The 14,724-nt window shown below is 46.4% G+C and carries 16 protein-coding genes; 9 read left to right on the top strand and 7 right to left on the bottom strand.

Annotation, left to right across the window (positions count from 1 at the left end):
- Positions 1–70 precede the first annotated feature (70 nt).
- The 4 genes from recR to dnaX are packed head-to-tail and all read right to left on the bottom strand — an operon-like array spanning position 71 to position 2,950.
- Positions 71–661: a recombination mediator RecR gene (gene recR, locus DWB79_RS08440; protein ID WP_016523616.1), complete on the bottom strand. Its 591-nt coding sequence runs from the start codon at positions 659–661 to the stop codon at positions 71–73.
- On the bottom strand, positions 661–972 hold the full coding sequence (locus DWB79_RS08435) for a YbaB/EbfC family nucleoid-associated protein (protein WP_016523615.1): 312 nt from the start codon (positions 970–972) through the stop codon (positions 661–663). Before DWB79_RS08435 ends, recR begins: the two co-directional genes overlap by 1 nt.
- The gene (locus tag DWB79_RS08430; RefSeq protein ID WP_016523614.1) at positions 972–1,655 is read right to left on the bottom strand and encodes a hypothetical protein; all 684 of its coding nucleotides are present in this window, start codon (positions 1,653–1,655) and stop codon (positions 972–974) included. Before DWB79_RS08430 ends, DWB79_RS08435 begins: the two co-directional genes overlap by 1 nt.
- A 44-nt stretch (positions 1,656–1,699) precedes the next feature.
- Positions 1,700–2,950, bottom strand: a complete 1,251-nt coding sequence (gene dnaX / locus DWB79_RS08425) for a DNA polymerase III subunit gamma/tau (protein ID WP_016523613.1) — start codon at positions 2,948–2,950, stop codon at positions 1,700–1,702.
- Between the two features lie 125 nt (positions 2,951–3,075).
- Between dnaX and guaA the strand changes: the two genes are divergently transcribed.
- Positions 3,076–4,623: a glutamine-hydrolyzing GMP synthase gene (gene guaA / locus DWB79_RS08420; protein WP_016523612.1), complete on the top strand. Its 1,548-nt coding sequence runs from the start codon at positions 3,076–3,078 to the stop codon at positions 4,621–4,623.
- 70 nt (positions 4,624–4,693) lie between these two features.
- On the opposite strand, the gene DWB79_RS08415 is transcribed toward guaA, so the two are convergent.
- Together DWB79_RS08415 and DWB79_RS08410 are read right to left on the bottom strand one after the other, a co-directional pair.
- Positions 4,694–5,590 carry a nucleotidyl transferase AbiEii/AbiGii toxin family protein gene (locus DWB79_RS08415; protein WP_016523611.1) on the bottom strand — a complete coding sequence of 299 codons (897 nt, stop codon included), beginning with the start codon at positions 5,588–5,590 and terminating at the stop codon, positions 4,694–4,696.
- Positions 5,583–6,188 carry a type IV toxin-antitoxin system AbiEi family antitoxin domain-containing protein gene (locus tag DWB79_RS08410; protein WP_016523610.1) on the bottom strand — a complete coding sequence of 202 codons (606 nt, stop codon included), beginning with the start codon at positions 6,186–6,188 and terminating at the stop codon, positions 5,583–5,585. The genes DWB79_RS08415 and DWB79_RS08410 overlap by 8 nt, the downstream gene beginning before the upstream one ends.
- Positions 6,189–6,506: 318 nt before the next feature.
- Between DWB79_RS08410 and DWB79_RS08405 the strand changes: the two genes are divergently transcribed.
- The 5 genes from DWB79_RS08405 to DWB79_RS08385 all read left to right on the top strand — a co-directional run bounded on the left by DWB79_RS08405 (position 6,507) and on the right by DWB79_RS08385 (position 11,772).
- The gene (locus DWB79_RS08405; protein ID WP_169558586.1) at positions 6,507–7,100 is read left to right on the top strand and encodes a glucosaminidase domain-containing protein; all 594 of its coding nucleotides are present in this window, start codon (positions 6,507–6,509) and stop codon (positions 7,098–7,100) included.
- Between the two features lie 75 nt (positions 7,101–7,175).
- Positions 7,176–8,933, top strand: coding sequence for an aminopeptidase P family protein (locus DWB79_RS08400; RefSeq protein WP_016523608.1), 1,758 nt, complete (start codon positions 7,176–7,178; stop codon positions 8,931–8,933).
- 51 nt (positions 8,934–8,984) lie between these two features.
- A complete protein-coding gene (ruvC, locus tag DWB79_RS08395; protein ID WP_016523607.1) occupies positions 8,985–9,488 on the top strand; it encodes a crossover junction endodeoxyribonuclease RuvC in 504 nt (167 codons plus the stop codon).
- 450 nt (positions 9,489–9,938) lie between these two features.
- Entirely contained in the window at positions 9,939–10,997 is a 1,059-nt protein-coding gene (locus tag DWB79_RS08390; protein WP_016523606.1) for a phospho-N-acetylmuramoyl-pentapeptide-transferase, read from the top strand.
- Positions 10,998–11,067: 70 nt separating this feature from the next.
- Positions 11,068–11,772, top strand: coding sequence for a tRNA threonylcarbamoyladenosine dehydratase (locus DWB79_RS08385; protein ID WP_040859594.1), 705 nt, complete (start codon positions 11,068–11,070; stop codon positions 11,770–11,772).
- Positions 11,773–11,799: 27 nt separating this feature from the next.
- Here the strand turns inward: DWB79_RS08385 and DWB79_RS08380 are convergent, their stop codons facing one another.
- Positions 11,800–13,125 carry an OmpA family protein gene (locus tag DWB79_RS08380; RefSeq protein ID WP_252722476.1) on the bottom strand — a complete coding sequence of 442 codons (1,326 nt, stop codon included), beginning with the start codon at positions 13,123–13,125 and terminating at the stop codon, positions 11,800–11,802.
- Positions 13,126–13,407: 282 nt separating this feature from the next.
- Here DWB79_RS08380 and DWB79_RS08375 point away from each other — a divergent pair, with 282 nt between their 5' ends.
- The 3 genes from DWB79_RS08375 to DWB79_RS08365 all read left to right on the top strand — a co-directional run bounded on the left by DWB79_RS08375 (position 13,408) and on the right by DWB79_RS08365 (position 14,535).
- A complete protein-coding gene (locus DWB79_RS08375) occupies positions 13,408–13,641 on the top strand; it encodes an AbrB/MazE/SpoVT family DNA-binding domain-containing protein (protein WP_016523603.1) in 234 nt (77 codons plus the stop codon).
- Entirely contained in the window at positions 13,635–13,973 is a 339-nt protein-coding gene (locus DWB79_RS08370) for a type II toxin-antitoxin system PemK/MazF family toxin (protein WP_016523602.1), read from the top strand. The genes DWB79_RS08375 and DWB79_RS08370 overlap by 7 nt, the downstream gene beginning before the upstream one ends.
- 337 nt (positions 13,974–14,310) lie before the next feature.
- On the top strand, positions 14,311–14,535 hold the full coding sequence (locus DWB79_RS08365; RefSeq protein WP_040859157.1) for a hypothetical protein: 225 nt from the start codon (positions 14,311–14,313) through the stop codon (positions 14,533–14,535).
- The last annotated feature ends 189 nt before the right edge of the window (positions 14,536–14,724 follow it).

The raw sequence follows: 14,724 nt of genomic DNA, 5'->3' as shown, positions 1-14,724 counted from the left end.
ACAATACCGCATAGATTACTAAATATCATTTGATGTATATCGATAATACTCCGCTTTGTCAAGCGGAGCCCTATATCTTTATCCGACCTTTGAAGCTGCGCATCAGCGTCAGTTTATCGGTGTACTCCAAGTCGCCGCCGACCGGCAGACCCGATGCAAGACGGGTAACCTCGACGGGAAGATCACGCAGCACCTTTTGGATATAGAGAGCGGTGGTATCCCCTTCGATTGTCGGATTGGTTGCAAGGATCACTTCTTTTACTATCGTACCGTTGCCGATACGTTTAACGAGGCTTGCGATACGGAGCTGTTCCGGCCCGATGCCTTCAAGCGGAGCGATAACACCGCCGAGCACGTGAAAAAGCCCGCGATATTCACCCATGCTCATCAAGGTATAGACATCCTGCGGCTGCTCCACTACACAGATACAGGAGCCGTCCCGTCCCGGATCGCTGCAAACAGCGCACACGTCCTGATCGGTAAAAGCGCCGCATATCGGGCACGGTTTAATACTGTCGTGAAGCCTGTAGAGGCTGTCCGCCAGCCGGTGCGCGTATGGCGGTTCCTGCTTGAGGATATGATATGCGAGCCGGGCTGCGCTCTTTTTTCCAATACCCGGCAGGCGGCATAAATTGTCGATAAGGTCTTCGAGCGCATTCATTATGACGGCATTCCTCCCGTAAGCGCAGCGAGCGGCCCCATTTTTTCCTTCAATGTATCCTTAATTTTTTCTATTGCATCGGTATGAGCGGAGCGGATCAGGTCTTGTAACATCGGAATATCGCGGTTATCGACGGCGATGGGATCCAATTCGACTTTTACCATATCGAAGGTACCGCTCAGCGTTACCTTCACCAAGCCGCCGCCCGAAACGCCTTGCACGCGAAGCTCCGCCAGTTCTTCTTGCATTTTTCCGAAATGAGTCTGCAAATCTTTTGCGTTTTTCATCAATTCAAACGGATTTATATTCATTATTCTTCCTCCGGTTCTTCTGCAACTGCTTTTTTCTGTATGTCAACGATACTGCCCTTGATATTACGCAGTACCATCTCTACCCGCGCAGGAACGGACAGTTTTTGCACCGTCTCTTCTTGAGCGAGTGTTATTTGTATTTTTAATTCTTTGCCGTAGAGCTCAGCCGTCTTTCGGGTTAGGATATTCTTTTCCCGCTGCAGCTGCTGTACTTCAAAAGGGGTATGAACGGACATATACAGCACACCGTCTCGTTCGAACCAGTTGAGCGTTTTAGCGACTGCCGCCGACAGCATCGTATGCTCTATTAGCAAATGCTGAACGAGCGCCTCTTTGAGTTCAGCAATGTTGTGTATGCGGAGCGGCGGCGGGGTTTCCGCTGGAGACTGGCGTTCCGCTATTGGCGGCTGAACCTGCTGTACTGCTGAAAGCGGATATCCCGTTGCGGACGACTGACGTCCTGCTGTCAGCGGGTTAATCTGCTGCACCGGCGGCGGCTGAATCTGCGGAACCTCCTGCGATAACGGAACATTCCGCTGCACCGGCTCCGCTCCGGAGGCCGGACGCTGTACATCCTGTTGCTGCTGCACAGCTCCGGTTACCGGATGCTGAGTATAACCTATCGGAGTATTGACCGATATCCCTATCTGCGGTGTACCGGCTATTCCGACCGGAGCATTCACCGGTATCCCGGCCGATGCGGTGTTTCCGTAAGTACCGGCAGCCCTCAGCGAAGAGAAGCCGCCGGTCTTAAAAAAGGGGAGTCAGCCCCGCCTTTTTGCGGCGCCCCATTGCCGGGCAGTGCTCTGGTTGCCGATTGAACCGCCGTAGGTACGCCCGCGAGCAACGCTTGAGCCGCATCAAAGGCTTCTTTCAGTTCCTTTGGAGAAACATAGTCGGAAAGCCACGCAAGGCGGGAAACCGTTAATTCCAGTTCATAACGAGGATTGAGCGAGAACCGGAGATCTCTGAAAAGCTGCAAAAACAGATACAGCGCGCGCTCAAGCTGCTGCGCACCCCATCCCGTCAGTATTTCCTGCGGAAATCGCTCCGCACGTTGTCCTATCAAAGCTTCTTTTGTAATGCCTTGTTGTATCAAGAGAAGACTGCGGAGATAGTTGGTGCAGTCTACCGTAAATTGCTCGGTGGAAACTCCGTTTTGCAGAATAGTATCAAGGGTGAGCAGCGCGGCGGCGGCATCCTTTTGAACGCAAGCAGTCAGCAAGGCGCCGATTGAATCGGTACCCGTTAAACCGAGCGTACTCTGTATTTTTTCAAAGGTGATATGACCGTCCGAAAAGGCAGCCACCTGATCGAACAAAGTGTAACAATCGCGTACGCTTCCGGTAGCCTCACGCGCAATCCAGTACAGCGCCTCGTCGTCAGCTTCAATATGCAGCTCTGCTGCCGCCTCCGCCAATGCCTGTTTAAGCACTTCTACATCAACTAATTTAAAATTGAAATGCTGGCAGCGGCTTTTGATGGTTGCCGGAACCTTGTGCAGTTCGGTTGTTGCAAAAATAAAGATAACATACGGAGGCGGCTCTTCAATCGTTTTCAGCAACGCATTGAAAGCGCTCGTGGAAAGCATGTGAACTTCGTCGATAATGTAGATTTTATAGCGGCTGGTATTAGGAGGAAAGAGGATTTCGTCCTTGATTTGCCGCACATCGTTGACGCTCGTATTTGATGCGCCGTCTATCTCGATAACATCGATGCTTGAACCCGCCGTAATTTCGCGGCACGAGGTACAAACTCCGCAAGGAGTAGCGACCGTTCCCGTTTCACAGTTGAGTGCCTTTGCTAAAATACGTGCCGAACTGGTTTTACCGCATCCACGCGGACCTGAAAAAAGATACGCATGGGCTATTTTCCCCGCTTCAATAGATTTTTGCAGCGTCGCCGCAACAAAATCCTGCCCTAATAAATCTTCAAATCGCTGAGGCCTGCGCCGTGTCGCCGTTACTTGGTACTCCATCCGCGCATAGTATCATAAATCGAGGTTTGGATAAAGTATTTACTCACGTAAAAATCTAACGGAAAGCCTTGACATCTAATCGAAAAGCTCCTTGTCTAACAAGTCATACACTGATATAGTACACTATGCACACAGAAAAAATTATTATCCTTGATTTCGGAGGGCAGTATAGCCAGCTCATTGCCCGCCGTATCCGCGAATGCGGTGTTTATTGTGAAGTACTTCCTTTCGATACAGAACTTACCCGTATACAAAGTATTTCTTTAAAGGGAATCATCTTATCCGGAGCGCCCGATTCCGTATATGCCGATGATGCGGCAACCTGCAATCCTGAAATATTCAACTTAGGGGTGCCGGTGTTGGGTATCTGCTACGGAATGCAGCTGATGACGTATTTGCTCGGCGGAAAAGTGCAGCCGGCAGAAAAAAGCGAATTCGGTAAGACAAAGCTGCACACCGGCGGAGATGCAGCAGGTGCAGCACTCTGGAAAGACTGCCCTACGGATTCTATTGTGTGGATGAGCCATAACGACAGCGTATCTGCCCTTCCCGAAGGGTTTACAACCATTGCGAAAACGGATAACTGTCCTATCGCCGCAATGGCGAATACTAAGCGTAAATGTTACGGCGTACAATTCCATCCCGAAGTATTACACTCCGTATACGGCACGCAAATGCTCAAAAACTTTGTGCGCAGCATTTGCGGATGTACCGAAGTCTGGAATGCCGCAACCGCCGCCGACTCGGTCATTCAGGAAATAAAACGGAAGGTCGGAAACAAAAAGGTTATTTCGGCTCTGTCGGGCGGAGTTGATTCCTCCGTTGCTTCGGTACTGGTGCATAAGGCTGTCGGCGATCAGCTTACCTGTATCTTTGTCGATCACGGTCTTTTACGCAAAGATGAGGCGGCACAGGTATTAAAAACATACCGCGAAACACTCGGTCTTAACATCATCCATGTGGATGCCTCCGAGCGGTTCTTAAAAAAACTTGCCGGAGTAACCGAACCCGAACGCAAGCGGAAGATTATCGGTGAGGAATTTATCCGTGTTTTTGAAGAAGAAGCGAAAAAGATCGGTACGGTTGACTTTTTGGTACAAGGGACCATCTATCCCGATGTTATTGAATCCGGCGGCAGTAAAAAGGCGGCTGTCATAAAATCCCATCACAATGTCGGCGGACTTCCCGAAAATATCGACTTTAAAGAATTGATTGAACCGCTGAGGATGCTATTTAAGGACGAGGTGCGGGCGCTCGGCACAGCGCTTGGTATTCCCGACGAACTGGTCAAGCGGCAGCCATTCCCCGGCCCTGGACTTGCGGTGCGTATCTTAGGAGAGATTACTCCCGAACGGCTGCATTGGGTACGCGAAAGCGATGCCATTCTCCGCGAAGAGATTGCGCAGGCGGGCTTGGCGGATTCTATTTGGCAGTATTTTACCGTATTCCCCAATGTTCGCACGGTCGGCGCCATGGGTGACGGCAGAACGTATGACAACCTGATAGCGATACGGGCGGTAACCTCCGTCGATGCGATGACGGTTGAGGTCGCGGAAATCCCGTATCCGCTGCTGCAGAAGATTACGCTCCGCATCATCAACGAAGTCAAAGGCATCAACCGCGTAGTGTATGACATTACGCCCAAACCGCCCGCCACCATCGAATGGGAGTAAAAGAAGCGTATGAAAAGACCTTTTAGCTGAGGCAACAGCTCACAGCTAAAAGGTTTTATAGTCTCCTGTGTTAAATCCATTCACAAGAGGAAGCCGACCATTGCTTAGTGTACTCCGTACTCTCGATAGCTGACACGAACGGAGCTGCCAAGAAAACTTTTATTGTATTAAGCACTGTACCATAATCATCCGTTTTAGTGTTAATCTTACGCGTAAAGGCGTCCCACTTCTTCTGCATTGCTGCATCATTATTAAAATTCATTACCTGTTTAAACTGTTCAACAGTAAAGAGGTGGTTACGATTGGCAAAAGTTTCCCTTAAAGCTTCTGACAATACCTGACCGTCAAAATCAAACTTGTTGGCGATATAATAGATATCATAATAGTCCTTCATCCGGCTGGAAAACTCCATCAGACTAAGAACGGCATCGATTTTTTCAGCCACTACGGTTTCAATGGAGTAGGTATTTACTGTCGGAGATACAAAATCAGGAAGTTGGGTCGGAATTCTGCGCTTTTCCTGTTTTGGAACAATAACATCTCCTACACCGAAGTCAACACTGAATCTTATTTTAATATTTCTAATGCGAGCAAGAATTGAGGCTCCAATACCTGAGTATTTTTTGGTAACGGCAATCGGTTCAACATCTTTTATCTCAAAACTTATAAAATCATTATCCGTAGAAACAGCGATAATTTCCTCTAAAATAAATTTCAACTGTTCCGGCGTATTAGGTATTTTTCGAAGCAAAAAGTCTACGTCCATCGTAACTCTGCTGTCAAACTCTGTAAGAGAATAGAGAAACAAACCGCCCTTTAGTACGAGATTCTCGGCATATTTTGATTTTTCCAAACGGCGCAGAAATTCCTCTTGGCAAAAAAGCTGGAGACACAGCTGATAGCTTCTACCGCTTTCGAGAGCCTTGTTTTTGAGCCGTGCAAGAACGGAAGCTGCAATATCAGCCATTAAGCAGTACCTCCATTACATCCATCAATCTTTTGTAAATATGCATTTCCTTTGCATATCTTGAAAGATTACTCAAATTTTTCTTTTCATCGGCAGCGTATGCATTGAGGGCATTGTTAAACATTTCGTTATCCAATTTTGTTCGATATTTAAAACAGTCACAAATAGTGCGTTCACGGTCATAAACAGCAAGTTGTATACCGCCAAAATCGCCGCTTGTTTTTCCGATTTCGAAATGAGCAAGCTGTACAAAATAGGTTTTTATAGCAAGAGAATCAATCTTTAACTTTGTGCGTGAAAATGTTCGCGGAACGGCAATCGACCATTGCCTCGGTGTAAAGTCGCTATAGTTGTAGTAAAACAGCGCTGACTCCACACAGACAATACTTTCAGGTAGAAGTGCCGCAAGCACTCGTTCTTCTTTTATATCTTTTTGTTCCGAAAGCTGATAATAGCCATGCCTAACGCGTTCAATATAGCCTTTCTTGCATAAATGTGCGACATCATAATGAGAAAGACTCTCAGAAACAAAATCAGAAGTCTTAGCAATACCATCGGACTTCTCTATGATTCTTTTTATGACTTCTTTTTTATCCACTTATTTATCAACCTCTACATCATAAGGAAACTTCTAAAAAACTGCTTCATAGTCCGCAAAAGGATTATACTATACAAAAACTCAAATATCAACAATTTTCAGTACACAAATTAAAATAACTGTGTAATATAAATTGGTAACTAATTGCAAAACCATGTAAAATTTGCTATGCTAAAATAGCTGAGCATTGCTTAATCATATTCGCATGATTAATACTATCAATATCAAAAACGACAGAGAATATCCCCTAAATAAAATATATTAGAGGCTGTCGAATGGGAGTAACATAACCGTATGAGCGTTTCCCACTTTCACATAATGCGTCTTTTAAAGCATCTTTTACTCCTTATTTCCCTGCTTGCAGTATTGCTCTGCTTTTCGTGCCGGTCGGTTCCGCCGTCCATTCCTAAAGCGATTATGGGTACCGGACGCATGACACAGGAACAGCTCGTTTCGTTCTTTTTAACGCAAACTGCCATAACGCAAACGGGAGAAATCAATCAGGAAAAAGTAGAACGGTTGGCAGCGTATTATGTAAAAGAATCCGCAGTTGAAGGGATAAATGCCGATATCGCTTTTGTGCAGATGTGTTTGGAAACCGGCTTTTTACGGTTCGGCGGATTGGTAACTGCAGACATGAACAATTTTTGCGGACTGGGCGCAATCAATGCCGAAAATCCGGGGTTGGCGTTTCCCGACGAACAAACGGGAGTCAGAGCGCATATTCAGCATCTAAAAGCATACGCCAGCGCCGAACCGCTCAACCTTCCTGCCGTAGATCCTCGTTACCGTTACGTAAACCCGAAAGGCAAGGCGCCGTATATTTATAACCTTGCCGGAACGTGGGCATCGGATCCCGCTTACGGGCATAAAATAGACCAGCTGCTGCGTCGTATGTACGCAGGGCTCTAGAGAAAATATAACCGGTAACTTCTAAAAAACTCAATTTTTGAAGTTACTTTAAATTGATTTGCGAAGGAGATCACTATGACAATAGCTGAACGTATTAGCGTATTGCGCAATAAAATGGCGGAATGCGGCTTCGACGCGTATTATATTCCAACCGCCGACCCGCATCAGTGCGAATATCTTGCCGAACACGATAAGACCCGCGTCTTTATTTCCGGCTTTACCGGCTCTGCGGGCGCCGTATTGGTTACAAAAGACAAGGCCTTTTTATGGACTGACGGTCGGTATTTTTTACAGGCTGAAAAAGAATTGAAGGAAAGCGGTATCCTCTTGCAAAAGAGCGGAGAACCGAATGTACCGACCGTATTTGAATATCTTGCACAAGCGCTTCCTGCGGGAAGTACGATCGGTATGGACGGGAAAGTGATGGCGGTTAATTCGTTTGCACAGTTTAATTCGTCGCTTCCCGATATGAAGTTTGTTATCGACCGTGATCTCATCGGGGAGATATGGACGAATCGGCCAGCGCCCGTATTAAGCGCCGCCTTTTTACTCGATGTCCGCTACACGGGAAGATCCGCGTCGGAAAAAATTAAAGAAGTCCGCGCGGCGCTTCGGGAAAAGAAAGCGGAGTCGACGGTTATCGGAGCTTTGGAGGATGTCTGTTACCTCTTTAACATTCGCGGCAACGATATTGAATGCACGCCGGTTGTTACCGCCTACGCCTTGGTTGATATGCAGAGCGCACGGCTTTACATCGACGCGCGGCAAATGACGGATGAGGTGAAGGCGACGCTTGAAAAAGAAGGGGTGTCGGTTGCGCCTTACGAAGCGGTTTTCGCCGATGCCGAAAAATTACAGGGTACGGTCTACCTTGATCCCGCACGGACAAATATCTTCTTACGCAACAAGATTAAAGCGAATATCATAGAAGGCCTTAATATCACTTCTTCGATGAAAGCGGTGAAAAACGAAATCGAAATTAAAAATTACCGGAATGCGTTCCTTAAAGACGGCATCGCGATGGTCAAAATCCTCAAATGGGTGGAAGATCATGCCGATAGCGGCGTTACCGAATGGGACGTTTCCGAACAGCTGCTGCGCTTCCGTGCCGAACAGCCCGACTTCATAGAGGCGAGCTTTACCACGATTGCCGGATATGGAGCGAATGCGGCGATTATCCACTACGGGCCTAAAAAAGAAACAGCCGCTACCTTGCAGCCCAAAAGCTTTTTACTGCTCGACTCAGGCGGACAATATCGGGACGGAACAACGGATATTACCCGTACCATCCCGCTCGGCCCGCTCACCGCGGAAGAAAAAGAGGATTATACGCTGGTACTCAAAGGGCATATCCAGCTCGCTTTAGCAAAGTTCCCCGAAAACACGACCGGCTATAAGCTTGATATCCTTGCCCGCAATCCGCTTCGAAAATACGGCAAGGACTATAAGCACGGTACCGGACACGGCGTCGGGTATGTGCTGTCCGTTCACGAAGGGCCGCAAAATATCGGGCTCCGCTATACGGACGCTCCGATGAAGGCGGGTATGATTACCTCCAACGAGCCCGGCTTTTACTGTGCTGGCAGTCACGGTATCCGCATCGAAAATCTCACACTGACAAAGGAATGGAAAACAACAGAGTATGGGACATTCTTTGAGTTTGAAACGCTGACGCTCTGCCCGATCGACACACGGCCGGTGGTGAAGGAGCTACTGCTTCCCGAAGAACTCAAGTGGCTGAATGATTATAATCAAGCGGTTCGTACTGCGCTGGATCCTCATTTGGATGAGGCACATCGTGCATTCTTAAAAGTGCGGACACAGGCGCTGTAATACGCAAATGCGTGCTTTAACCGGCGTTAATATGGTAGGAAAATAAGGAGAATGGCGGAACAGCGGACAGCCGCAGGACGGATTATCATGGGGATTGACCCCGGGCTTGCCTCTACCGGCTACGGCATCATTGCTGTGTCCGGCAGCAGGATGCGCTGTATCGAGTACGGTGTTATTCAAACGGAGGCGGGGCAGGTACAGGGAAATCGGCTGCTCATTGTCTTTGACCGGCTCACGGAGCTTATCCGCACATACCAACCTGCTGCTGCCGGTATCGAAACGCTCTATTTCGCAAAAAACGTAACGAGCGCTTTGAGCGTTTCGGAAGCACGCGGCGTAACGCTGCTTGCCTTAGCGCAAGCAGGTGTTCCCGTCTTTCAATACGCGCCGAACGCTATTAAAAAAGCGGTTACCGGTATCGCGCAGGCGGAAAAGCAGCAAGTGCAGCTAACAGTACAGTTACTGCTCGGCCTTAAAGCGATACCGAAACCCGATCACGCCGCCGATGCGCTGGCGGCGGCGATTACTTATGTAAATACAGTACCTACCTTTTGAAATAGACGGCATATCTGCGTTGCCTTGCCAAAAGTGTACATCCTTGTACACTTTTGGCAGCGAGTTTCAGCGATGCTGAAACATCGCTTCTGATATAACCAGCGGCATCCCTGCCGCTACTGAAAATCCTCAACGTATCAAAGATACGCCTCCGGTTGGAATTTGCTAGGCGCCTTGTAGTTTCAGAACGGACAGGGATGTCCGTAGTTTCACACAACGGCGACGTTTTTGCTCCGCAAAAACTCGCGTCCAGAAGTGTACACGGATGTACACTTCTGGACAGGCTATTTTCAAAAGGCTTACGGAAAAATGCTGTTCAAAAAGCATCAGCCTTGCTTATTCTGCAGCTATGAGGAACCGCCACTCTCTATGACGGGAACTTGGTTGATGTGTTTATCCTGGAGCAAGCAAAGGGTTGTTTTTTTTATATGGGCTGTATATACTGTTCCAATGCTTTTTTATTTATCGGGGCTTCTTTCTTCGTTCTACGGCCCCATGCGGCTTTTACAATCATATCTCGTACTTATTTCAATTTCATTTTATGTAGGCTTTTTTTTAACGGTATTCATTTTACCGCGCTTTTACGCACGGCTGCCGAAAGACAGGGGAAAGGAATTCGGTATTTCTCCTGAAGCGGCAAAGGGAAAACCGACCGGTGGCGGTGTCGTATTTATTACAATTTTTGTTGTTATGATTTTTCTGCTGATCATACCTTCGGGTACGCAAATAGCCGTACTGGTTTTAACATGGCTGGTAATGCTTACCGGCTATCTTGACGACCGGTCGGTTAATCCGTGGGGAGAATACCGGAAAGGTGCATTGGATTTACTATTGTCGCTGATTACTACGGCAGTGCTTTTTCATTGGTATTTTGACGATTCCATTTTTTATTGGATTCCGTTTATGAGTCAAAGTATCGCGGTACATCCTGCCGTATTTTTTACGGTTTCCGTTTTAATTTTGTGGTTTTCCATCAATACGACGAATTGTACCGATGGGGTGGATGGGCTTTCCGGTACGCTCATTTTGACAGCGCTTATTTCGCTTGGTATGGTCTTCTATTTTATTATCGGGAACGTAAAAGTTTCGGAATATCTGCTTATTCCGCATCGGGTAGACGGTGCACAGTGGGCGCTTATTTGCTTTAGCCTTTCCGGTGTGCTGATGGGATATTTGTGGCATAATGCATATCCGAGCAAGGTGATGATGGGTGATGCCGGTTCCCGTGCGCTCGGCTTTTTTATCGGCGTATTGGTCATTATTTCGGGCAATCCTTTCTTGCTGTTAATGACCAGCGGAATGATTCTGCTTAACGGCGGCACAGGTCTCGTTAAAGTGGCGTTATTACGCTTTTTTCATATCCGTATTTTTAGGAATATCCGGTTCCCGCTCCATGACCACATGCGGAAAAACCTTCAATGGTCATCGACGCAGGTATTGATAAAGTTCCTTATTTTACAACTGCTCATTACGCTTGCCGTATTTGCAGTCTTATTCAAAATCCGCTAAGCTCTTGGCTGAGCCGGATAGTAAGAACGCTGTGTGCAATTCATACGATACGCACAATATCGGTACGGCTATACAGGACGAGCCTGACCCGCTATTTATCCGGAGCAAAGCGCTTATCGGGACGGAAGGTGTTAACCGGTTTCGTAAGTTGCGGGTTGCGGTATTCGGTATCGGCGGTGTTGGCGGGTATACGGTTGAAGCCCTTGCACGCGCCGGTGTCGGAACACTGTACTTAATCGACGGCGATACGGTAAGCCCTTCAAACATTAACCGGCAGCTCTATGCACTTACATCCACCATCGGCCAGCACAAAACCGCTGCGGCTGCCGCGCGAATCGCCGATATAAACCCGGCGTGTACGGTTCATCAGCTCGTGCAGCACATTCTCCCTGATGCGGATGGCTCTCTTTCTTTTTTACCTCTTTTATCCGACATCGATTGTATTGTCGATGCGGTTGATACGATTTCACTCAAAGTTGCACTGGCGGCAGAGGCGGAAAACCGCGGCATCCCAATCGTAGCGGCAATGGGCTGCGGAAATAAGCTCCACGCGGATTTATTTCAATTTGCCGACATTTACGATACTGCCGTTTGTCCCTTGTGTAAAACCATGCGCGGACTGCTAAAAAAGCGGGGAGTAAAAAAACTGCGGGTACTATATTCTAAGGAAGTTCCCGCTGTCCGCAGCCGTCCGCCAAGCTCGGTTTCATGGGTACCCGCCGCAGCCGGCATTCTGCTTGCAGGCGACTTACTCAATCAAATATTACAATCCTAAACGGCAGGACAGTGCGGAAAGTATCGGCTATTTTTCCAGCACGGTGATTTCAACACGGCGGTTCCTTGCTCGGTTCGCTTCCGTAGTATTAGGAGCAATCGGTTTTTCCGCACCAAACCCGCGTGTAAAAACATGGTGTTGTTCTCTCACCCCAAGTTCTACCAGATAATTTGCAACAGCCGCTGCCCGCTGCTCAGACAGCACCTGCCTTGCTTCAGCCGTACCCGCCAGCGCCGTATGTCCCGAAACCAATAGCTCATAATCGGGATATGCGCTCAACAATTTTCCGATTTTTTCAATCTTTTCTTTCTCGGACGGAAGGAGACGTGCAGAATCGGGTTCAAATTGAATATTTTCAAGGCTTATGGTGATTCCTTCATCATTTTTTTCTACGGTTGTATTCGAAATACCCATATCCCGGATATGCTTATCGAGTATTTCCGCTATTTTTTCCTTATTCATACGCTGCAGCATCGTAATTTCAGCCTTTGCAGTGCCGCGGTATTCTATTACCGCCCCTGTGTTTAACTCCATCATTATGGTAAATACTTCGTCATAATAGGGAAGCATCCCTGCATTACTATCCCAATAGAGGCGTTGTTTTGAATAGCCCATAGTACGGACAGGGTACAGCATCGGCAATGTTGCGCTTCCGTTTCTTTTATTCTGGATATTTTTTAATGGAATATCATAATAAAGATCATAATTCACTTCTATTAACTGATAGGTTTTTCCTTCATGCTCGGCAAGACCTTTGTATGTGTACGTAACATCGATGGGAACGACAAAAGGCTTTTGAATATTGAAATTATCCCGCAGATCGTGCGCTTCGCTTGCCGAGTGCCGCCAGCTTTCACCTTTCTTTACATCATGCTGAGGGAAAACCGGAACATCCCGCACTACCGGCATAAAATACTGCTCACCGATGGTGTAAATACCGAATTCATCTCGGCGGAATACGCTCGGATATTCGCGTCCCCACGAGAATGTCCTGTTGCTGTTTTGCTCGCTTGTCATAAAAGTACAGGTATGAAGCGCGGAGGAAGGCTTTCCGTTTGATGCCGGTTGAACATCTGACACTTCCACGGTAACACGGTTGGTGATATAAGCCTGATGAGCAAATTGCCCGTTCAAGTATACATCTTCGGTAACGGTAGAATTGATTCGGTAGGTATCCCCGTCCCTGAAGTTGAAACGGAAGATTTCGGCATACAGCGGAGATAATCCTCCTATTACAAAAAAAACGCCTAAAAAGAGAAGGCGTGAAAAACGCATCCGGGGAAAATTTTTAAGCCTGTTCATAGTATTCGAAAAAGAAAAAAGTAATTGCATACCGTACCCTAATATTTTCATAATTTTTTGTAAATATGTAACCTTTCTTTTTTTGTCTGTTTAAGTGGTGTATATTGCGATACGTACTATCAAAGAGTATTCAATGTACCTCCTTTACAGTTGCCCTGTAGGATTTTTTCCTCCTTTTGCCTACAGGGTTTTTTCTTTTTCAAGCCCTTCGGATAATGAGGTTTTCCTTAGATTTAGCTACACCATTTAAAATTAAGTCTATCTTGTCTTTTTACATTTCTCTTGACAAATTACAATATACATTGTATATACTTCATTTATAGGAGAAGTATTATGCAGGCAGTAGTTCAGAAATGGGGAAATAGTCTCGGGCTTAGAATTCCGTCACTTTGGGCAAAAGATAACAATGTTAAAAATGGAAGCAAAGTAGAAGTAATTGCAGAAAAAGGGAAAATGCTCATTCTTCCTCAAAAAAAATCACTTGAAGATATTATGAATCTTGTTACGGATGAAAATATCCATTCAGAAATAAAAACTTTTGAAGCAGTAGGAAAAGAAGAATGGTAATTACCGGTTTTATTCCTGAAAAAGGAGATTTAGTTTGGTTAGAATTTAATCCGCAAGCAGGACATGAACAACAGGGACATAGCCCTGCAATGTGTGTTTCTCAAAAATTATATAACCAAAAAACAGGATTGGCGTTATTTTGCCCGATTACAAGTCACGTAAAAGGCTATCCATTTGAAGTCGTTTTAAATGACCATTCAATAAAAGGTTGTATTTTGAGTGATCAAATAAAAAACTTGGATTATGTTCAAAGAAAATGCAGTTTTATAGAAAAAGCTTCAGAAGATGAAATAAATTCTGTAATAGATAATATAAAGCTGATGATGGAATAATGAACACCGATCATTCGCTTCAAAGCTGACAATGCGACAACGCAGATGCTTCGTGTTTTTTCAAAAGTCCCTTGCGTTTTCAGTTATTTGCCCTTATAATATCTCTATGCTGAGCTGGAACATAGCATTACCGCAGTACCAACCGCCTCTCGTTAACCTTTTGAAAATAGGCGGAGTAGATGCTAGGAGCCTAGTCGAAATAAAGCGGAGACACGCCCAAAAACGGACATCCGTGTCCATTTTTGGGCTGCAAGTTTGCAAGCAAACTTGTTACAGCGTGGAACAACCGCCATCCTTGGCGGTTCTTATACGTCGAGCATTTTCAGCAGCGGCACGGATGCCGCTGGTTTATATCAGAAGTGATGTTTCGGCTGCTGCCGAAACTCACAGTCAAAACTATACACGGATGTATAGTTTTGACGATGCGACAACGCAGATACCCGCATATTTTCAAAAGGTACTTGACACGCGCATAATAGACGGTACAATCCTCACAGCTCACAGCTCACAGCTCACAGCTCACAGCTCACAGCTCACAGCTCACAGCGTGAACTTTATTTAGATGAGATTTTTCACCTACTTTTCATAAGCATCACTATTTTTTCTCACCGGCAAGAGCAAGGTGGAGATATCCAATCCGCTTTTTTTCAATACACGTACAAGACAAACGGCAAAGTACATGCCCCATTCCCAAGATTCAGCAATAAATTTCGCACCGCACAATTACACATTACACATTACACATTACCAA

Origin of the sequence: Treponema medium (assembly GCF_017161265.1) — a bacterium.
GTDB lineage: Bacteria > Spirochaetota > Spirochaetia > Treponematales > Treponemataceae > Treponema > Treponema medium.
This window is presented reverse-complemented; position numbering and strand designations above follow the sequence as displayed.